This is a genomic window from Hallella seregens ATCC 51272 (assembly GCF_000518545.1).
Taxonomy (GTDB): Bacteria; Bacteroidota; Bacteroidia; order Bacteroidales; family Bacteroidaceae; genus Prevotella; species Prevotella seregens.
This window is the reverse complement of record NZ_JADU01000015.1, coordinates 1-18,457: the sequence shown is the minus strand read 5'-3', so window position 1 is coordinate 18,457 and position 18,457 is coordinate 1. Positions and strand designations below refer to the sequence as shown.

Below are 18,457 nucleotides of genomic sequence, written 5' to 3'. Positions count from 1 at the left end.
AACGGAGTCTACCGCCTGTCGCCAAGGAATGCCCGGCGGTCCACCACGCGCACAGCCTTGCCGTCGCTTGTGGGCAACGTGCCGGCAGGAAGCAGTTTGACGTGAGGCGTGAGCAGTATCTCGTCATGCAAAGCATGTGCAATGTTGCGTGTAAGCTGCTGCAACACGGCAAAGTCGTCGGTGAAACCCTGCTCCAATTCCACCTCCACCGTCATGGCATCGTTGCTTTCTTCGGTGTCGAGCGTAATGAGGTAGTTGCTGCCCAGCTCCCTGAATTGCATGAGAACCTGCTCGATTTGGATGGGGAAAATGTTCACGCCCTTGAGCACAATCATGTCGTCCGACCGGCCTTTCATGCGGTCGATGCGGCGATGGCAGCGGCCGCAGGGGCATGTTCCGGGGATGATTCGCGTGAGGTCGCGCGTGCGATAGCGCAGCAACGGCATGGCCTCGCGGTTCAGTGTAGTGAGCACCAGCTCGCCCACTTCGCCGTCGGGCACAGGCTCCAGGGTCTCCGGATCTACGATTTCCACCAAGTAATAGTCCTCCCAAATGTGCATGCCGTTCTGCTCCCGACACTCGAAAGCCACGCCCGGCCCGCACATCTCCGACATGCCGAACGAGTTGTAGGCCTTCACGCCCAGCATCTCTTCGATACGTTTGCGCTGCTCGTCGCTGTGGGGTTCTGCGCCGATGGCCAGAATTTTGAGCCGTGTGTCGCGTCTGGGATCGACGCCTTCCTGCTGCATCACCTCGTAGATGCGGGTGGCATAGCTGGGTATGGCGTGCACCACCGTGGTGCCAAAGTCGGTCATAAACTTGATTTGCCGCTTGGTATTGCCGGCTGCAGCGGGCACGGTGAGCATGCCCAGCCGCTCGGCTCCATACTGGAATCCCAGTCCGCCGGTGAACATGCCGTAGCCCGAGGTGTTCTGGAACACGTCGTCGGGGCGCGCTCCCACCATCCATAGGCAGCGGGCCACGGCATTGGCCCACTCGTCCAGGTCACGTTGGGTGTGGAGTATCACGGTGGGGTTGCCCGTGGTGCCGCTCGACGAGTGCAGGCGCACGCAGTCGCGCAGCGGCACAGAAGCTATGCCGAAAGGGTAGGTATCGCGCAGATCCTGCTTGGTGGTGAAAGGAATGCGGCGCAGGTCGTCGAGCGTCCGGATGTCGTCGGGCGAGAGGTCGGCCTCGGCAAACCGCTGCTTGTAGAACGGGGAGTGCATGCAGCGGGCCACCGTCTTTTGCAGACGTTCCAGCTGCAAGGCCTCTATCTGCGGGCGCGGCATGGTCTCCAGCTCGGGGTTAAAGTAGGGAGAATGGTTCATAACATAATAGGTAATTAAGGTAGTAGGCTACAGCTGATGGTCGTCGTGGAACTGGCGCATGCGGTCGTCGAGCACAGTATAGAGCTCGTCGCGCATGCGGCTGGTACAGGCTCGCACACCCTCCTGACGGCTGCCGGTGGTGTCGAGAGAGATGCTACTCACGCCGTAATACATCAATTCCTTGGCCAGCTGACCGCCCGTGAGTCCGGGATAGCCCAGTGTGAAGAAGAAGCCGTCGCCCACTTCGCGTGTCACGTCGCGGTCATAGACCACGCGGAAGCCGTGCCGACAGAATATCTCCTTCATCTTGTTGGCCCGCCGTTCGTACTCGCGCGTGTCTTCCACGAAGTTGATTTTGCCCTCGCAACTCAGTCGCAGCATCTCGGCATAGCCGTACTGCGTGGAGGCGGTGCAGCCGCTGGTCATCATGTAGAGTATCTCGGCGATGAACGTGCTGCCGAACACCCCCGCGTCATGGTAGCGTTGCTGCAGGGCGGGATAGTGCTTGTCGAACAGGGCGTCGCTGATGCAAACCAGCGCCATGCGCTGACCGGCGTAGCTGAATATCTTGCTCGACGAGAGCATCAGCACGTAGTTTTCCGTGTATCGGGCCACGGTGGGCACGTAGGGCGGCCGGTAGGGATGGCCCAGGTCGCGCCGGTAATCCATGCAGAAGTAGGCCAGATCCTCCAGCACCACAGCGTCGTATCTGGTGGCCAGCTCGCCTATCACTTGCAGCTCGGGCTCCTCCAGGCATATCCATGCCGGGTTGTTGGGATTGGAGTAGACGATGGCCGCCACGTCGCCGTCTTTGAGTTCGTCTTCGAGCTTGGCTTTCAACTTCTCGCCGCGGTAGGGATAAATGTCGAACTCTTTCCACTCGATGCCCAGCACGCGGAGCTGCGACTTCTGGATGGGGAAGCCCGGGTCGATGAACAGCACCTTATCCTTGCCCGGAATGCGCTGGGTGGTGGCGATGAAAGCGCCGAAGCTCCCGGCCACGCTGCCCGTGGTGGGCACGCAGCTGCGTGCGCTCACGTCCACGTTGACAAAGGCTTTCACAAACTCATGGGCGGCCTCTTTCAGCTCTCTCACCCCGGCGGCCGGCGGATATTGACTGCCCACCCCGCGGTCGAGTGCACGCTTTTCGGCTTCTATGCCGTAGTGGTTGGCGGGCAGTCCCGGCGACCCTTGGTCCATGCGCACAAAGGGAATGCCCGTCTTTTGTTCCAGATACTGGGCCACCAGAAGCGTCTCGCCGATGGTGGCATGCGAGAGGTCGGCCACGTGCGACTGTGCGCAAGCCTCGTCGACCAACTGTTCACTGAATATCTTCATCGCTCTTCTTTTAATCCCAAATCAAAGGCCTTGTAGTTGTCTTCCACCACGCGCGCGCCCTTGGCGGCAAAGATACGGCCGATGGCGGCCCGTAGTTGCTCGGGCGAAAGTATGCCGATCGTGTCGGCTGCCATGCCCAGCAGGAGCATGTTGGCGCTCTTGGGCATGTGGTGTTCCCTGGCCATGCTGTTGATGGGCAGGGCCTTGACGTGGGGCAAACGCCGCAGAGCGTCGGCCACGCGCTGCGCGTCCGGGTAGTTGGGAATGTTGACGAGGGGCTCCGACGAGGTAATCACCCATCCGTCCTTGTTCAGGAACGGCACGTAGCGCAGGGCCTCCATGGGCTCCATGGCGATGATGATGTCGGCCTGTCCCTGCGGTATCAGGTCGCTGTATATCTCCTCGGTGCTCAGCCGCAGGTTGCTCTGCACGTCGCCGCCGCGCTGGCTCATGCCGTGTACCTCGGCCTGTTTCAGATGGAGGCTGGCCGCCGTGGCGGCCTCGCCAATGACTGTAGCGATGGAGAGGATGCCTTGTCCGCCCACGCCCGACAGGATAATGTTCTTTCTCATGACTTCTTTTCAGCTTTGTTCTTACGTGCTTTGCGGCTCAGTGTCTGCACGCATTCTCGGCGTGGGATGATGACACTGACGCCCTGATACTCGAATTCTTCGCGCAGCGTCTGCGTGATTTCCGGCATGTTCTTGGCCAGCGGCGTCACCACGCGCACATGTTCCGGCTCCACGCCCAGCCCCAGGCAGATGGCCTCGAACTTGTTGGTTCCGGCCGAATCCTGCCCTCCGGTCATGGCCGTCGTGAGGTTGTCGGAGATGACGACCGTGATGTTGGCCCTGTCGTTCACGGCATCGAGCAGGCCCGTCATGCCGCTGTGGGTGAAGGTGGAGTCGCCGATGACGGCAATGGCGGGGAACAGTCCGGCGTCGGCCGCGCCCTTGGCCATGGTGATGCTGGCCCCCATGTCCACACAGCTGGCGATGGACTGGAACGGGGGCAGCGCGCCCAGCGTGTAGCAACCGATGTCGCCGAAGATGCGTGCACCCTCGTATTCGGCCGCCACCTCGTTCAGGGCGGTGTACACGTCGCGGTGGCCGCAGCCTTGGCAAAGGGCCGGCGGACGCCCCACCACGTCGTCGATGGGGGCGAACGGCATGTCGATGGTCTGGCCAAGTGCCTTGCCCACGTTGTCGGGGGTGAGCTCGCCGGTGCGCGGCAGGTCGCCCGTGAGGCGGCCGCAAACCTTGTAATCCTTGCCCAGCAGGGCTTTGAGGCTCTCTTCGACAAAGGGCTGCCCGTCTTCCACCACGAGCATTCGGTCGCTCATGGCGGCCAGTTCTGCAATCAGCTTCTCGGGCAGGGGGTACTGGTTCAGTTTCAGAATGGCCGACACGCCCGTGGCCCCGGCCTCCTTCACATAGTTGTAGGCAATGCCACAGGCTATCACGCCCACGCCCTTGCCCTCTTGCAGCTCCAGCTGGTTGCGGCCGCCCTCCTCCGAGAGGCGCAGCAATTCGGGCTGTTTGGCAATGAGGCCGGCGTAGTTCCTGCGGGCGATGGCGGGCAGCAGCACCCAGTGCTTGCCCTCGTCGGGGCGGAGCGCGTTGGGCGCTTTCAGTTCGCTGCCGATGGTCACCGAGGCGCGCGAGTGGGCCAGACGCGTCACAATGCGCACCAGCACGGGCAGTTTCAGGGCCTCCGACGTGCGGAACGCCAGCTTTGGAATGTCGAAACACTCCTGCTGGTTGCTCGGCTCGAAGATGGGAATCATGGCAAACTTGCCATAGAAGCGGCTGTCTTGCTCGTTCTGCGACGAGTGCATCGAGGGGTCGTCGGCCACGAGCACCACGATGCCGCCGTTCACTCCCGTGATGGCTGAGTTGACAAAGGCATCGGCACAGACGTTCAGGCCCACGTGTTTCATGCACACCAGGGCGCGCTTGCCGGCATACGACATGCCCAGTGCGGCCTCCATGGCCGTCTTTTCATTGGTGCACCATCGGCTGCGTATGCCGCGCTGCGCGGCCGTCGGGTCGTTCTGGATAAACTCTGTAATCTCTGTCGAGGGTGTGCCCGGATAGGCATAGACACCCGAGAGACCGGCGTGGATGGCACCCAGAGCGATGGCTTCGTCGCCGAGCAGCAGTTTCTTTTCTGTCATGTTATTCGTGTTCAAATGGGTTTTCTGGGGTTGGATGGGGTGGTGTGCGGCCTGCTGGCGTCGCGATGACGGTGTAACGGCCTTGCGATTGCACCGTTTTGGCCTCGCGATTACGGCGTTTTGGCGTTGCGATTACGCCGTGACGGCGCGGCGATTACGGCGTTGTGGTGCAGCGGCTTCAGGGCAACGGGTCGGCGTCGTCCAGCACGGGGAACTTGCTGCGAAAGGCTTTCAGCGGCTCTATGTCGAGATCTGCCGTCACCACGTCCACCTGCCCGCGCCTGCATGCGGCGATGGTGTTGCCGTAAGGGTCTATCAGTTCCGTGCCACCGCTGTAGCTGCATGCGGGGTCGTTGCCCGTGCGGTCCACGCCGGCCACGTAGCATTGGTTTTCGATGGCGCGGGCGTGGAGCAGCGTGGTCCAGGCCGACAGGCGCGCAGTGGGCCAGCTGGCCACGTAGAGCGCGAGGTCGTAGTCCTTGCGGTTGCGGCTGAAGACGGGGAAACGCAGGTCGTAGCACACTTGCAGCAGGATTCTGAATCCGGCATATTCCACCACCACGCGCTCCCGCCCGGCCGTGAACTGCCGGTCTTCGCCGCCGTAGGTGAAGAGGTGCCGCTTGTCGTAGTGACGCTCGCTGCCGTCGGGAAACACAAAGTAGAAGCGGTTGTAATACCGCCCCTGCTCCTCGGTGGCCACGCTGCCGGCCAGTGCACAGCCGCGCTTGCGGGCCTCGCCCTGCATCCATGCCAGGCTCTGTCCGTGGGCCTCGGCTATGCCCCGGGGGGCTGTGGCAAAGCCCGTGGAGAACATTTCGGGCAGCACGTAGAGGTCGGCCCCGGCGTTGGCGTCGAGCAAGGCGGCTATAGTCTTGTGGTTGGCAGTGGGTTGGGCCCATGCTATATCGGTTTGGAGCAGCGTTATTTTCATCTTGTTCGCTCTTGTTTTACATATTGAAAGCAAAAGTACGAAATAATCTTCGGTTTAACAAGAAATGTTTCTCCTTTTTACATTCGTGTTACATCGGCGTCGCCTTGCCCCCATTTGCGGCTATGACCGCCGCCGCTCCGACAAAACAAGGGCGGCAGACCGTCCGAAGACAGTCTGCCGCCTTTTCAACCTAAAACAATCTAATCTTAACTTTCTTTCTTGTTAAACCAATCATCAAATCTAACAACCATTTGGTAAATGGTATGCTTCGAGGCCTCGCGGGCCTGTCGGCTTCTGCTCTTACACTTTTTTTTCTACTGACCGGAACCCACAGGCCGCGGTTGTTGCCCTTGGCTTTGAGTCCGCTGCAAAGATAGGCAGAAAATCCGTGTGGCCGCCGCAAAAGAGGGCACGAAACGGCCTTTTCCTTGTGCAATCGATTGAACAGCCCGTATTCCGCCCGTTGCGGCAGGGCGGTCGGGGCGGCAGGGCGACTGTCTCCTCCTATATATAATAATAGGTGTAACCCCGGTTTGCCCCTGGTGCAGATTAAAAAAAAGCAAAAGATGCGGCCTCGGGTGGTCTGCTCTACGGATTAATCCGTACCTTTGCAACCCAGTACGGAAGTTCGGAAAGACAGTTATAAAAATCAAATTCAAGAAGAGAATGAGAAGTATGAAGCTTTTTCTGACGGTGTTTCTGGCCGCCACACTGCTGGCTGGCTGCGGCACAGCCTCCAAGGTTCCCCTGACGGGGCGCACCCATCGCATCTCGGGCAGCTATTCCGATGCCCAGATTCTGAGTCTCAGCAACGCGGAATACACCAAGTTTATGGCCTCGGCCAAGCGGTCTTCCAATGCGGCCAACACGGCCATGGTGACGCGCGTGGGCCGGAAACTGGCCTCGGCCGTGGAGACTTACCTGCGCAACAACGGCTACGCGGGCGAGCTGAAGAACTTCCAGTGGGAGTTCAACCTCGTGCAAGACAACCAGGCCAACGCCTTCTGCATGCCCGGAGGCAAGATCGTGGTCTATGAGGGACTGCTGCCTTACACGCAGAACGAGGCCTCGCTGGCCGTGGTGCTGGGACACGAAATAGCCCATGCCGTGGCCAAGCACAGTGCCGAACAGCTCACCAAGAAGCAGAATCAGGGCGCGCTGACCTCCATTGGCGGTGCCGTGCTCAACGGTGTAGTGGGCAGCGGCGTGGGCGACATTGCCTCGCAAGTGGCCAGCGGCGTGTTCTCGTTCCGCAATCTCAAGTATTCGCGCGACAATGAGACCGAGGCCGACTACATGGGACTCATCTTTGCTGCTATGGCCGGCTACGACCCGCAGAACGCCGTCTCGTTCTGGCAGCGTATGTCGGCGGGCTCGGGTGGCAAGACTTCCGACTTCATGAGCGACCATCCCAGCGACGCCAAGCGCATTGCCAACATTCGGGGTTGGCTCCCCGAGGCCGAGAAATATTACGCCGCCAGCGGGGCCAAGACGGTCACGACGACTGCCAAACGCCCGGCTCCGACGCGCAAGGCCACCCGGAAAAGAAGATAAGCCGGCGGGGAGCCGGTCGTCGGACAAGACGCATCTGCCGGAAGCGTCATCGGGGCTTTTCGGCTGCATATTCGCAAAATAATGGCGGCAAATCCTTGCTGCCATTATTTTTTTGCCTATATTTGTAAGCGAAAAGACTCATATCAAACATCAAAATCACGATGGACTACCTTACGCATAACCTGTGGCTGGTGTGGACGCTGATTAGTGTTCTGGCCCTCATCCTGGAGGTTTCCTCGGGTACATTCTATATTATGTGTTTCGCCATTGGCGCGGCTTGCGCCGTCGTGGTGTCATTGTTTGCCGCGCCGTTCTGGGTTCAGGTCCTGGCCTTCATCGTCTTTTCGGCCGGCAGTGTGCTCGGCGTGCGTCCTTTTGTCGTGCGTTATCTGCACAGCAGCGACAGGGAGCAGGCGAGCAATGCCGACGCCCTCATCGGGCGCGAAGGCATTGTGGTGGAAGACATTCCGGAGCGTTCCACCGGCTATGTGAAGATAGACGGTGACATGTGGCAGGCGCGCATGGACGCCTATACCGGCGCTGCGGTCAGCGGAGACCGGGTGAGGGTCGTGGCGCGCGACAGCATCATCCTCTCCGTGGAACGGCTCTGAACCACTGACAAACCATTATCTTAACTTTAAATATCATGATTGGAACCTATGTTTTGATAGGACTCATCGTCCTTGTGCTTCTTTTTGCCAAGATGTCGCTGGTCATCATCCCCCAGAGCGAGACCAAGATCATCGAGCGGCTCGGCAAGTACTATGCTACCCTCAAGCCGGGTATCAATATCATCATCCCGTTTATCGACCGGCCCAAGACCATCATCACCCTTGTTCAAGGGCGTTACACCTATAGCAACTCCATTGATTTGCGGGAGCAGGTGTACGATTTCGACAAGCAAAACGTGATTACCAAGGACAATATCCAGATGCAAATCAACGCCCTGCTCTACTTCCAGATCGTCGATCCGTTCAAGGCTGTCTATGAGATTAGCAACTTGCCCAACGCCATTGAGAAGCTCACGCAGACCACGCTGCGCAATATCATTGGCGAGATGGAGCTGGATCAGACGCTCACCTCGCGCGATACCATCAACAATAAACTGCGCGGCGTGCTCGACGATGCGACCAACAAGTGGGGCATCAAGGTGAACCGTGTGGAGCTGCAGGACATTATTCCTCCCAAAAGCGTGCTCCAGGCCATGGAAAAACAGATGCAGGCCGAGCGCGACAAGCGGGCCACGATTCTGACTTCGGAGGGCCACAAGCAGTCGCAGATTCTGCAATCCGAGGGCGACAAGACCGCAACCATCAACCGTGCCGAGGCCGACAAGCAGCAAGCCATCCTTCGCGCCGAGGGCGAAGCCCAGGCACGTATCCGCAAAGCCGAGGCCGAAGCCGTTGCCATAGGGAAGATTACCGAGGCGGTGGGGCAGTCAACCAATCCCGCCAACTACCTCCTTGCCCAGAAATACATCCGCATGATGCAGGAATTGGCCACGGGCGACAAGAACAAGACCGTCTTCCTGCCCTACGAAGCCAGCAACCTGATGGGCAGTCTGGGCGGAATCAAGGAGTTGTTCAAGTAGCGGCCGCGGGTCTTTGCGCCCGTCCGAAGAGCAATTTCTGTGGAAAGAATGACTGTAAATCTATTGGCAGTCATTCTTTTTTTTATTACTTTTGCAAGAGTTATAAGTCGAAAATCCATGAATATTTGCATAGTTTGTGGGGCTCGCCCCAACTTGATCAAGGTGGCTCCGGTCATCAGAGCGATGGAGACGGCTGAGTCCCGGGGCCGGCAAATCCGTTATCAGCTGGTCTATACCGGCGCAGCCGACGATGCGACACTCGACGGCACGCTCTTCGACGACCTCCGGATACGCCGCCCCGACGTGTTTCTGGGTGTCACTTGCTCCAATCTCAACGAGCTGACGGGCCGGGTCATGGCTGCCTTCGAGCGTTATTTGCAGCAGCAGCCGGCCGACGTGGTGGTCGTTGTAGACGACCTGGCCTCCACGATGGCCGTGTCCATCGTGACCAAGAAGCAGGGCATTCGCCTGGCACATATCGCTGCCGGCACCCGCAGTTTCGACATTTCGATGCCCAAGGAAATCAACCGACTAGTCATCGACGGCTTGTCCGACATGCTTTTCACGGCCGGCATCAGCAACAATTCCATTGCCAACCGCGAGGGAGCGGAGCTCTCGCGCGTGTTCATGGTGGGCAATGTGCTCATCGACAACCTGCGTTTCAATCACGGACGGCTCGTTCGCCCCACCGTCTGCGACGAGCTGGGACTCAAGGAGGGCCGCTACATCGTCTTCACCCTCAACCGCAAGGCCCTCATCCACGATGCCGACAACCTGCGCGAGATGGTGCGCGCGCTCGACGCCCGGGCCGACGGTGTGCCCGTCGTGGCTCCGCTGCGCGGGCCGGCGCGCGAGGCTGTCGAGGCCTGTCTGCCCAAGACGGGTGGCAGCCATATCAAGCTTATCGACTCGCTGGGCTACCTCGAATTTTGCTGGCTCACGACCCATGCCATGGGTATTGTCACCGACTCGGGCAACGTGGCCGAGGAGGCCACGTTCAATCAAGTGCCGTGCATCACGCTCAACAGCTACACCGAGCACATCGAAACCGTCAAGGTGGGCACCAATGTGCTCGTGGGCGAGAATGCCGCACAGCTGTCGGATGCCGTGGGCCGCATGGTGCGGGGCGAGTGGAAGACGGCTGGCATTCCCGACCGCTGGGACGGCCGCAGTGCCGAGCGCATCGTCCGTATCTTGGCCGAAAGCGGTGTTCAGACCTAAGCCACGAATCATTTTTAACCCAAGAAGGATAACATGAGAACGAGTATTTTTGGACTTTTAGCCTTGCCGCTACTGTTCTCGGCCTGCCACGTCAACGGGCAGACCAAGAAGAACGGCCATAATACAACGCCGCGTATGGAAATCAACGACACCCATCAGTATGTCAAACTCAGCGAAGCCCAGCTTCGCAGGACGCTTACCCCAGAGCAATACGAGGTGACGCAGCACGCAGCCACCGAGCGTCCCTTTGCCAATGCCTACGACCATGAGTTCCGGCCGGGCATCTATGTGGACGTCACCACGGGCCAACCGCTCTTTGTCTCGACCGACAAGTACGACTCGGGATGCGGCTGGCCGGCTTTCTCCCGCCCCATAGACGACGGTCTGCTCGAGACCGTCACCGACCGTTCGCACGGCATGGTGCGTACCGAGGTACGCAGCAAGTTGGGTGGAGCCCATCTGGGCCACGTGTTCGACGACGGCCCTGCCGAGCGTGGAGGTACGCGCTACTGCATTAACAGTGCTTCGCTGCGCTTCGTGCCCGAGGCGCAGATGGAGGCCGAAGGCTATGGAGCCTACCTGAAATTGTTGGGCAAAAAACAGAAAACGATGAAAGAAATTTATCTTGCCGGTGGCTGCTTCTGGGGCACTGAGCACTATTTCAAACAAGTGAAAGGCGTGGCAGAGACCGAGGTAGGCTATGCCAACGGCATCACTCCCAACCCCACCTATGAGGAGGTGTGCACTGACAAGACGCAGTTTGCCGAGACGGTGCACCTGCGCTATGATGCCGCCAGCATAGGGCTTGAGAAGCTGCTCGACCTCTATTTCCTGGCCATCGACCCAACCAGCCTCAACCAGCAGGGCCACGACCGCGGCACACAGTACCGCACGGGCATCTACTATACCGACGAAAGCGACCTGCCTGTTATCCGTAGGGTCATGGCGCGGCAGCAGCAAAAGGTGGGCCGTCCCATCGTCGTGGAGGTGAAACCGCTGAAGAATTTCTATGCCGCCGAGACCTATCATCAGGATTATCTCGACAAGAACCCCAACGGTTACTGCCATCTGCCCAAGGCGCTCTTCGAGTATGCGCGCAAGGCCAATCGCTAAACCGACGTTGCTCCATGCACGGACATACTGACAATTACACCTTTCTCACCTCGGCGCCTATCCACCGTGTCATCATCACGATGGCCGTCCCCACTATCGTCTCCATGTTGGTGACGAACCTTTACAACATGGCCGACACCTTCTTTGTCGGCCATATCAACACGCAGTCCACGGCCGCCGTGGGCATTGTGTTCAGCATGATGTTTGTCATCCAGTCGTTCGGTTTCTTCTTTGGACACGGTTCGGGCAATTTTATTTCGCGCGAACTGGGGGCGCGTCGGCACGATACGGCTGCACGCATGGCGGCCACGGGCTTCTGTTGGTCGTTCCTGACGGGGGTGGTCATCCTGGCGCTGGGTGAGTTGTGGCTCACGCCGCTCAGCCGGTGGCTTGGCTCCACGCCCACCATCCTGCCCTATACCGAACGCTACATGGGCATCGTGCTCCTCGGTGCGCCGTTTCTCACGAGTTCGCTCACGCTCAACAACCAGATGCGCTTTCAGGGCAACGCCTCGTTGGCCATGGTGGGCATTGTCACTGGTGCCGTGCTCAACGTAGGGCTCGACCCGCTCTTCATCTTTGGGCTGGACATGGGTGTTGACGGCGCGGCCCTGGCCACGGTGGTGGGGCAGGTGGTGAGCTTCGCCATTTTGCTCTATATGACTTATCGTGGCGAGAACATTCCCATCCGTCTGCGCAGCTTCAGTCCGTCGCCCGCCTTGCTCAAGGAGATCTTCTTTGGCGGCAGCCCGTCGCTCAGTCGGCAGGGACTGGGAGCCGTGGCCACGTGGGCTCTCAACGTGGCCTCCGGCCGTTACGGCGATGCCGCCATTGCGGCCATGAGCATCGTGGGCCGCATTTCCATGCTCGTCATGTCGGTGGTCATCGGCCTGGGCCAGGGCTTTCAGCCTTTCTGCGGCTTCTGTTATGGGGCCGGTCTCTACCCGCGTCTGCGCCAAGGCTTCTGGTTCACGGTGAAGCTGGGCACGGCTTTTCTGGTGGTTGTGTCCGTGGCGTTCATGCTGTTCAGCGGGAGTTCCATCGGCATCTTCCGCAACGACCCGGCCGTGATAGCCATAGGCGTGAAGGCTCTGCGTCTGCAACTCATCACGTGGCCCGTCAATGCGTTTGGCATTTGCAGCAACATGCTCATGCAGACTTGCCGCAAACCGTGGCGTGCCAACCTGCTGGCCGCCGCCCGCCAGGGACTGTTTTTCGTACCTCTGGTGGTAGTGCTCCCCCGCTATTTCGGTCTGCTGGGGGTGGAAATGTGCCAAGCGTGGAGCGATGTGCTGGCCCTCTTGCTCACCGTTCCCATCGTGTGGGGATTCTTCCGGGAGTTGCGCGCCACCCCGATGAGGGCGGCCTGAAAACCTGTTAAAGCATCAAGGTATGTCAGAAACAACTTTATACGTCAAGAACATGGTGTGCGACCGCTGCAAGATGGCAGTGGACAAGACGTTGCGCCAAGTGGGGCTGGAACCCGTCGAGGTGGATTTGGGCGTGGTTCGTGTGGCCGGAGTGCCCGGCGAGAGCCAGTTGGCTCAGCTGCGTGAGGGGTTGGAGGCTCTGGGATTTGAGCTGCTCGATAACCGCCGCTTGCAGACCATTGAGCAGATCAAGGCCGGCATCATCAAGCTGGTGCACTATCTCGACAACCAGACGTCGCTCAATCTCTCGGGCTTCTTGCAGCAGGAACTCCATCAAGATTACTCCACACTCTCCAAACTGTTCTCCGAATACACCTCGAAAACCATCGAGCGTTACTATATAGAGCAGCGTATCGAGCGGGTGAAAGAGTTGCTGACCTACGACGAGAAGACGCTCACCGAGATAGCCCTACAAATGAACTACTCCAGTGTGGCCTATCTGTCGAGCCAGTTCAAGAGCGTCACGGGCATGACACCGTCGCAGTTCAAGACGCTGAGGCGGCAGGGCCGGAAAGGCCTCGACACCATTTAATCTGTGTCCATAGGCCGTGAGCCAGCATGCCCCGCAAGGGAAAACGATGAATATTAAACCATAAAATCACAAGATGAAAAGAAGAATTTTAGTGTTTGCAGCCATGCTGCTGTTGGCTGGGAGTGCCTTGGCACAGCGCAGCCCCAGGTTGTTGAGGTTTACAGCCCAGCAACAGTCTCTCAAGTTTGAATATGATGCGCTCGGCAGAGTCGTCAGAGACGTGTACAGTTCAGAGGACGCAGAAGAGGGAGTGGAGTTTCGCACCAACACCTATGCCTATAGCATGAACAAGATTGTGCAGCGTTATAGTGAGGGAAGCCTCATGGATACTGACTCGCGTACCAGTATACTCAAGGATGGAAAAATCGTGAAAGAGACCGTCGTGATGAATGATGACGAAAGCGGTTTGCCCAAAAGCACGTATACGCTCAACTTTACTTACAATGCCGACAACCAGTTGGTGAAGGTGGAAACGCTTGCGGGGTCTGGGAAAAACATCAATATTCATGAGGTGACATGGGCCGACGGGTGTCCGTCCAATATTAAGACCTATCGGGAGGGCGTGCTTGTTGGTGAGATGAACTTCACCTACGACACCTCCGTGACCAACCCCTACATCATTGCAATAACCAATCCTTTCTTGCATGTGCTGGACTATGAGGCCATCCTGCCGTATGGGCAACTGCTGGAAGACAGCTATGGAGAGCCGGTGAAGTATGCCATGCGCAGCGTGAAATACACGGAACACGTGAGCCATTCCTATGATTGGGATCCCAGGGATGACTTTGAATTAGCCTATACTAAAAATGCAAAGGGCGAAGTTGTCAGTGCTGTTCAAACCGGCCCTGAGGAAAATGAGACAATAAGTTTCGAGTGGGAAAATGCTACGGGCATATCTGTACACAACAATAACGGCACGGGTACAGACAGCTATTATCGTGCCGACGGCGTGCGCCGGACGAGCACGGGCAAGGGCCTGAACATCATCCGCTCGGCTGATGGTACCGTGCGCAAAGTGCTGAAATAGCCTCCCCGCCGTTTGTCCTCCTTAAGAAAGGAGGATGGAAACTTGTAACGAACATCCAGAATTCCGTAACAGACTCACCCTGTAAAGGCCGTACCTTTGCAGGGTGAATGGTAATATGGCAGTTCCTTGCCATTTTCAAATCGTTAAAAACAGACATCATGATGGAAACAAAGACATTTGCAGTAAGTGGAATGAAGTGTGAACATTGCCTGGCCAAGGTGGAGAACGCTCTCAAATCGCTGCCGGGAGTGAGCGCTGTGGAGGGCAGTCTGGCAGACAAGAGCGTCACCGTGACTTATGACGAGGGGCAGGTCAGCCCAGCCCGGATGAAAGAGAGCGTGGCCGCCAGCGGCCGATACGAACTGAGTTTGTAGTTGCCCGGCTTCCCTTTCCTAAGGGATAGGGGACTGGAAAAAATTTGATTGGATATGAAACAAACCATTCCTGTCATCGGCATGGCCTGTTCGGCCTGTTCGGCCAACGTGGAGCGTAGGCTCAACGAGCTGGAGGGCATAGCCAGTGCCTCGGTCAACCTGCCCGGCCGTACTGCCCTTGTGGATTTCGATCCGGCACGCATCTCGCTCGAAACCATGAAAAAAGAGATCAATGCCATCGGCTACGATCTCGTGATAGAACAAGACCGCTCGGCCGAAGAAATACAGAAGCGTGAGTATGTGCTGCTGCGTCGCAAGACCGTCGTGTCGTGGTTGGCCGCTCTTTTGGTGATGTGCATCTCCATGGATTGGCTCTCTGTGGGCAGCCGCAGCATGGCCAACCAGGTCAGTCTGCTGCTTGCACTGGCCAATATGCTGTATTGCGGTCGGACGTTCTACGTGTCGGCCTGGCGGCAGTTGCGCCACGGCACGGCCAATATGGACACGCTGGTGGCCCTGTCTACGGGCATCAGCTTTGCATTCAGCGCGTTCAACACGTTTTGGGGAAACGTGGTATGGGGGAGCCGGGGCATCGTGTGGCACACCTATTTCGATGCCAGCGTGATGATTATTACTTTCGTTCTCACCGGCCGTCTGCTCGAAGAGAAGGCCAAGGACGGCACGGCCAGCAGCATTCGCCAGCTCATGGGCATGGCTCCCAAGACGGCGAGAATTGTGGCCTCCCCCGTTCCCTCCAGTGGAAAGGGCGAAGCGGAGCCGCAGTCTGTGGTCGATGGCGAGGATGTTCCGGTTTCGGCTATAGAGGTGGGCGACCTGCTGGAGGTGCGGCCGGGCGAAAAGGTGCCCGTGGACGGCGAGGTTACCTGGGCCGCCTCGTTCATGAAAGGCGATGCTGCCTACGTGGACGAGAGCATGATTACCGGCGAGCCTACACCCGCCGAGAAGAAAGCGGGTGCGCGGGTGCTGGCCGGCACCATCCCCAGCCAGGGCAAATTCCGCATGCGCGCCAGCCAAGTCGGCGAGCATACGGCCTTGGCCCACATCATCCGCATGGTGCAGGAGGCGCAGGGCAGCAAGGCTCCCGTGCAGCGAATCGTGGATCGGGCCGCCTTGGTGTTCGTGCCCGTAGTGGCGGGCATTGCGGTGCTGACCTTTCTTGCGTGGTGGGCCATTGGCGGCACGGCGGCCCTGCCCCAGGCCATTCTCAGTGCGGTGGCCGTGCTTGTGGTGGCTTGTCCATGCGCCATGGGCCTGGCCACGCCTACGGCTCTCATGGTGGGCATTGGCAAAGCCGCCCAAAAGCAAGTGCTCATCAAGGATGCCACGGCATTGGAGAACCTGCGGCGGGTGGACGTGCTGGTGACCGACAAGACGGGTACGCTCACGATTCCCAATCAGAATGTGGACTTCACACAAGCCGATGCACTGCCTATGGAGCAGCGCGAAACGCTGAAACCGCATGCCCGCGAGGCCATGCAGGCCTTGCAGAAACGCGGCATCGAGGTCTATATGATGAGCGGGGACAAGGAAGAGGCGGCCCGTTACTGGGCCCGGCAAGCCGGCATTGCCCACTATCGGAGCAAGGTGCTGCCACAGGACAAGGAGAATCTGGTGCGGCGGTTGCAGGCCGACGGCAAGCGGGTGGCCATGGTGGGCGACGGCATCAACGACACACAGGCCTTGGCCCTGGCCGATGTGAGCATCGCCATGGGCAAGGGCACTGACGTCGCGATGGACGTGGCACAAGTGACATTGATGACGGATGACCTGCGGGCCATTCCCGAAGCTGTGACGCTGAGCCACAAGACGGTGCGCATGATATGGGAAAATCTGTTTTGGGCTTTCGTCTACAACATCGTGTGCATTCCACTGGCGGCCGGGTTGTTGCACCTCTTCGGCATCGACTTCCAGATTACACCCATGTGGGCCTCGGCCCTGATGGCCCTGTCGAGTGTGAGTGTGGTGCTCAACAGTTTGCGGCTCAAGCTGATGGATTGAGCCGTGTTGTGGCTCCGCTTACTGTTGTGGGGTGGGGTAGTTGTACTTGTATCGGTCGGCATAGCCGACGTGGTAGGAGGGAAACCAGTTCTTTTCCACCGAGAGTTGGAGCGAGAAGCTGGGGTTGGGCGTCCATCGCACGGCGGCCCCCAGCCTGTCGCCCAAGTCATTATATAAATAAGGTGTACCCAGATAGTCCAGCCCGCGGCCGTAGGGATAGCCGTAGCTCCCCACGCCATTGTCGACAAGCGACTTCTGTCCGTACAGATAGGCCGACCAGTGTTCGTTGAACTGATAGCCTAGTTCGCCGTAAAGGCCGCCGGTGGTATAGCTGTCACCACTCCAATTCACATGGTTCACGTATCCGCCCACGGCCAACCAGGCGCGTCGGCCCAAGGGTTGCAGCCAAGTGGCCGAGAGCCTTTGGGAGAATCCGGCCCCGTGACGTGCGTGCTTGCCAAACTGGGCAAACACGCTCAAGTCAAGGCTGGCATTGAGTCCCTGATGGAGCGAACCGTATCTGTAGGCCGAGTCGGGCAGGGCCGGCCGGGCAAAAGTGGGGACAGGGGCCAGCGGTTGCAGGTGTTGGGCATGGGCTGCAAGGGCCGGGCAGAAAGCCGCAGCCAAGAGGATATAGGCCGTTTTTCTCATCGTCGGTATGGTTGAATCTTCAAATGCTTATGCCGCAAAATTACGCATTCCCGGGCAGAGGCAGGGAGGGAGAAGCGGTTTTTTATTATACTTTTGTATAAAAAACGCTAACGGGAAAACCTCTCCCTGCATAGAATTGCTACCTTTGCCCCATATCCGGCAGGACGATGTTGCCCTGCCTTCGGACAAGAACAACATGCCGATGAAAAAGAATTGTCTCATGGCCGTGGTGCTGTTCGCATTGGCAGCCCCGGCGAAAGCTCAAGTCTATAAGGACACCAACAGGAGCGTGAAGTCGCGCGTGACCGAACTTTACGGTCAGGCCCGTAAGGGCGTGAAGAAAGCCGGGAAGAACGTGGGCGACTTTTTCGGGTTGCATCATCGCGGCGACAGCGACGAGGTGGAGATAGACGGGGTGAATTACATGCCTGTGTACAGGGTCAATCTTTTCCGTGACGATACCGAGGGGCTGCGCGAAATCTGCCGCAAGGACTTTGCCCGACGCTATGCCCGCGCCCAGATTGTGAGTGTGGCCATTCCGCAGCGGTCGTGGACGGAGACGGCCGTGAAGCAGCGGGGAAAGATTATTGCCTACCGCCGCCGGGCCTACTGCTACGTGCTGGCCAAGGACGGCACCGACGGATATATCAATGCCCGCTATCAGTTCAAGAGCTCGCGCGAGCCCGGCAAGGCTTGGGTGATACCTGAAGGCTATTGGCCCCGCTTCGAGCGGGCCGACGCCATCCCCAACGTCCATTTCGAGAAACTGAAAGATTGAGGCAGGGCACGATTTGATGGTTTGGGGCATGAATAGACGTTTTAAGGGTATATAAATAGACACTTTAGGGCAGAATAGCGCGCAATAATTGCCATTTCTCTTGCGTATTTCTGTTTTTATCGCTACCTTTGCGCCCAAATCCAAGTTTTTGGTATTGAACATCATAGAGAGACATCAGCGTCCGCAGCATTTCCACAACGAGAGCAAAGGGATGTGCGCAGCACAGGGAAAGACAACTTTTCCTGCAAATTTTTCGTCGAATTGTTTGGTAGTTCCAAATAATTTGCTACTCTCTCTCTCTCTCTCTCTCTCTCTCAAGCCACTGGCGTAACCTCTCTCTAAAACACTTACGCGTACGCGCGCGAGGTGAACCTCGTGCAACCCCAATAGG

General features: G+C 58.5%; 17 protein-coding genes. 11 read left to right on the top strand and 6 right to left on the bottom strand.

Annotated elements, in window-relative coordinates; genetic code table 11:
• Nucleotides 1-8: 8 nt before the first annotated feature.
• The 5 genes from L888_RS0105880 to L888_RS0105860 form a co-directional block, all read right to left on the bottom strand.
• Nucleotides 9-1,331, bottom strand: a complete 1,323-nt coding sequence (locus L888_RS0105880) for a phenylacetate--CoA ligase family protein (protein WP_027952209.1) — start codon at nt 1,329-1,331, stop codon at nt 9-11.
• Nucleotides 1,332-1,358: 27 nt separating this feature from the next.
• Nucleotides 1,359-2,669, bottom strand: coding sequence for an aminotransferase class I/II-fold pyridoxal phosphate-dependent enzyme (locus L888_RS0105875; protein WP_027952208.1), 1,311 nt, complete (start codon nt 2,667-2,669; stop codon nt 1,359-1,361).
• Nucleotides 2,666-3,241, bottom strand: coding sequence for an indolepyruvate oxidoreductase subunit beta (locus L888_RS0105870; protein ID WP_005844441.1), 576 nt, complete (start codon nt 3,239-3,241; stop codon nt 2,666-2,668). Before L888_RS0105870 ends, L888_RS0105875 begins: the two co-directional genes overlap by 4 nt.
• Nucleotides 3,238-4,845, bottom strand: coding sequence for a thiamine pyrophosphate-dependent enzyme (locus L888_RS0105865; protein ID WP_015298474.1), 1,608 nt, complete (start codon nt 4,843-4,845; stop codon nt 3,238-3,240). Before L888_RS0105865 ends, L888_RS0105870 begins: the two co-directional genes overlap by 4 nt.
• A gap of 178 nt (nt 4,846-5,023) precedes the next feature.
• Nucleotides 5,024-5,776, bottom strand: a complete 753-nt coding sequence (locus tag L888_RS0105860; protein WP_005844435.1) for an amidohydrolase — start codon at nt 5,774-5,776, stop codon at nt 5,024-5,026.
• 666 nt (nt 5,777-6,442) lie between these two features.
• Between L888_RS0105860 and L888_RS0105855 the strand changes: the two genes are divergently transcribed.
• The 10 genes from L888_RS0105855 to L888_RS0105810 all read left to right on the top strand — a co-directional run bounded on the left by L888_RS0105855 (nt 6,443) and on the right by L888_RS0105810 (nt 16,637).
• Nucleotides 6,443-7,330 (top strand): M48 family metallopeptidase, encoded by an 888-nt coding sequence (locus L888_RS0105855; protein WP_005844432.1) that lies wholly within the window; start codon nt 6,443-6,445, stop codon nt 7,328-7,330.
• A 161-nt stretch (nt 7,331-7,491) separates the two neighbouring features.
• Nucleotides 7,492-7,941 carry an NfeD family protein gene (locus L888_RS0105850; protein WP_005844430.1) on the top strand — a complete coding sequence of 150 codons (450 nt, stop codon included), beginning with the start codon at nt 7,492-7,494 and terminating at the stop codon, nt 7,939-7,941.
• A gap of 35 nt (nt 7,942-7,976) precedes the next feature.
• On the top strand, nt 7,977-8,921 hold the full coding sequence (locus L888_RS0105845) for an SPFH domain-containing protein (RefSeq protein WP_005844428.1): 945 nt from the start codon (nt 7,977-7,979) through the stop codon (nt 8,919-8,921).
• Nucleotides 8,922-9,038: 117 nt separating this feature from the next.
• The gene (locus L888_RS0105840) at nt 9,039-10,142 is read left to right on the top strand and encodes a UDP-N-acetyl glucosamine 2-epimerase (protein WP_027952207.1); all 1,104 of its coding nucleotides are present in this window, start codon (nt 9,039-9,041) and stop codon (nt 10,140-10,142) included.
• Nucleotides 10,143-10,175: 33 nt separating this feature from the next.
• Nucleotides 10,176-11,255, top strand: coding sequence for a bifunctional methionine sulfoxide reductase B/A protein (locus L888_RS0105835; RefSeq protein ID WP_027952206.1), 1,080 nt, complete (start codon nt 10,176-10,178; stop codon nt 11,253-11,255).
• A 14-nt stretch (nt 11,256-11,269) separates the two neighbouring features.
• Entirely contained in the window at nt 11,270-12,625 is a 1,356-nt protein-coding gene (locus L888_RS0105830; protein ID WP_005844423.1) for an MATE family efflux transporter, read from the top strand.
• Between the two features lie 22 nt (nt 12,626-12,647).
• Nucleotides 12,648-13,217 (top strand): AraC family transcriptional regulator, encoded by a 570-nt coding sequence (locus tag L888_RS0105825; RefSeq protein ID WP_027952205.1) that lies wholly within the window; start codon nt 12,648-12,650, stop codon nt 13,215-13,217.
• A gap of 73 nt (nt 13,218-13,290) precedes the next feature.
• On the top strand, nt 13,291-14,244 hold the full coding sequence (locus L888_RS0105820) for a DUF4595 domain-containing protein (RefSeq protein ID WP_005844419.1): 954 nt from the start codon (nt 13,291-13,293) through the stop codon (nt 14,242-14,244).
• A gap of 158 nt (nt 14,245-14,402) precedes the next feature.
• Nucleotides 14,403-14,618: a heavy-metal-associated domain-containing protein gene (locus tag L888_RS0105815; protein WP_390182951.1), complete on the top strand. Its 216-nt coding sequence runs from the start codon at nt 14,403-14,405 to the stop codon at nt 14,616-14,618.
• Between the two features lie 54 nt (nt 14,619-14,672).
• A complete protein-coding gene (locus L888_RS0105810; RefSeq protein ID WP_027952203.1) occupies nt 14,673-16,637 on the top strand; it encodes a heavy metal translocating P-type ATPase in 1,965 nt (654 codons plus the stop codon).
• A gap of 18 nt (nt 16,638-16,655) precedes the next feature.
• On the opposite strand, the gene L888_RS0105805 is transcribed toward L888_RS0105810, so the two are convergent.
• A complete protein-coding gene (locus tag L888_RS0105805) occupies nt 16,656-17,288 on the bottom strand; it encodes a hypothetical protein (RefSeq protein WP_027952202.1) in 633 nt (210 codons plus the stop codon).
• A gap of 202 nt (nt 17,289-17,490) precedes the next feature.
• On the opposite strand from L888_RS0105805, the gene L888_RS0105800 reads away from it, so the two are divergent.
• Nucleotides 17,491-18,066, top strand: a complete 576-nt coding sequence (locus L888_RS0105800; RefSeq protein WP_245594829.1) for a hypothetical protein — start codon at nt 17,491-17,493, stop codon at nt 18,064-18,066.
• The last annotated feature ends 391 nt before the right edge of the window (nt 18,067-18,457 follow it).

Excerpts from the sequence above, each read along its gene's own strand:
- L888_RS0105860 (WP_005844435.1), bottom strand. The coding sequence starts at position 5,776 with ATGAAAATAACGCTGCTCCAAACCGATATAGCATGGGCCCAACCCACT.
- L888_RS0105830 (WP_005844423.1), top strand. The coding sequence starts at position 11,270 with ATGCACGGACATACTGACAATTACACCTTTCTCACCTCGGCGCCTATC.
- L888_RS0105835 (WP_027952206.1), top strand. The coding sequence starts at position 10,176 with ATGAGAACGAGTATTTTTGGACTTTTAGCCTTGCCGCTACTGTTCTCG.
- L888_RS0105845 (WP_005844428.1), top strand. The coding sequence starts at position 7,977 with ATGATTGGAACCTATGTTTTGATAGGACTCATCGTCCTTGTGCTTCTT.
- L888_RS0105840 (WP_027952207.1), top strand. The coding sequence starts at position 9,039 with ATGAATATTTGCATAGTTTGTGGGGCTCGCCCCAACTTGATCAAGGTG.
- L888_RS0105805 (WP_027952202.1), bottom strand. The coding sequence starts at position 17,288 with ATGAGAAAAACGGCCTATATCCTCTTGGCTGCGGCTTTCTGCCCGGCC.
- L888_RS0105800 (WP_245594829.1), top strand. The coding sequence starts at position 17,491 with ATGAAAAAGAATTGTCTCATGGCCGTGGTGCTGTTCGCATTGGCAGCC.
- L888_RS0105810 (WP_027952203.1), top strand. The coding sequence starts at position 14,673 with ATGAAACAAACCATTCCTGTCATCGGCATGGCCTGTTCGGCCTGTTCG.
- L888_RS0105865 (WP_015298474.1), bottom strand. The coding sequence starts at position 4,845 with ATGACAGAAAAGAAACTGCTGCTCGGCGACGAAGCCATCGCTCTGGGT.
- L888_RS0105880 (WP_027952209.1), bottom strand. The coding sequence starts at position 1,331 with ATGAACCATTCTCCCTACTTTAACCCCGAGCTGGAGACCATGCCGCGC.
- L888_RS0105820 (WP_005844419.1), top strand. The coding sequence starts at position 13,291 with ATGAAAAGAAGAATTTTAGTGTTTGCAGCCATGCTGCTGTTGGCTGGG.
- L888_RS0105850 (WP_005844430.1), top strand. The coding sequence starts at position 7,492 with ATGGACTACCTTACGCATAACCTGTGGCTGGTGTGGACGCTGATTAGT.
- L888_RS0105815 (WP_390182951.1), top strand. The coding sequence starts at position 14,403 with ATGATGGAAACAAAGACATTTGCAGTAAGTGGAATGAAGTGTGAACAT.
- L888_RS0105870 (WP_005844441.1), bottom strand. The coding sequence starts at position 3,241 with ATGAGAAAGAACATTATCCTGTCGGGCGTGGGCGGACAAGGCATCCTC.
- L888_RS0105875 (WP_027952208.1), bottom strand. The coding sequence starts at position 2,669 with ATGAAGATATTCAGTGAACAGTTGGTCGACGAGGCTTGCGCACAGTCG.
- L888_RS0105825 (WP_027952205.1), top strand. The coding sequence starts at position 12,648 with ATGTCAGAAACAACTTTATACGTCAAGAACATGGTGTGCGACCGCTGC.
- L888_RS0105855 (WP_005844432.1), top strand. The coding sequence starts at position 6,443 with ATGAGAAGTATGAAGCTTTTTCTGACGGTGTTTCTGGCCGCCACACTG.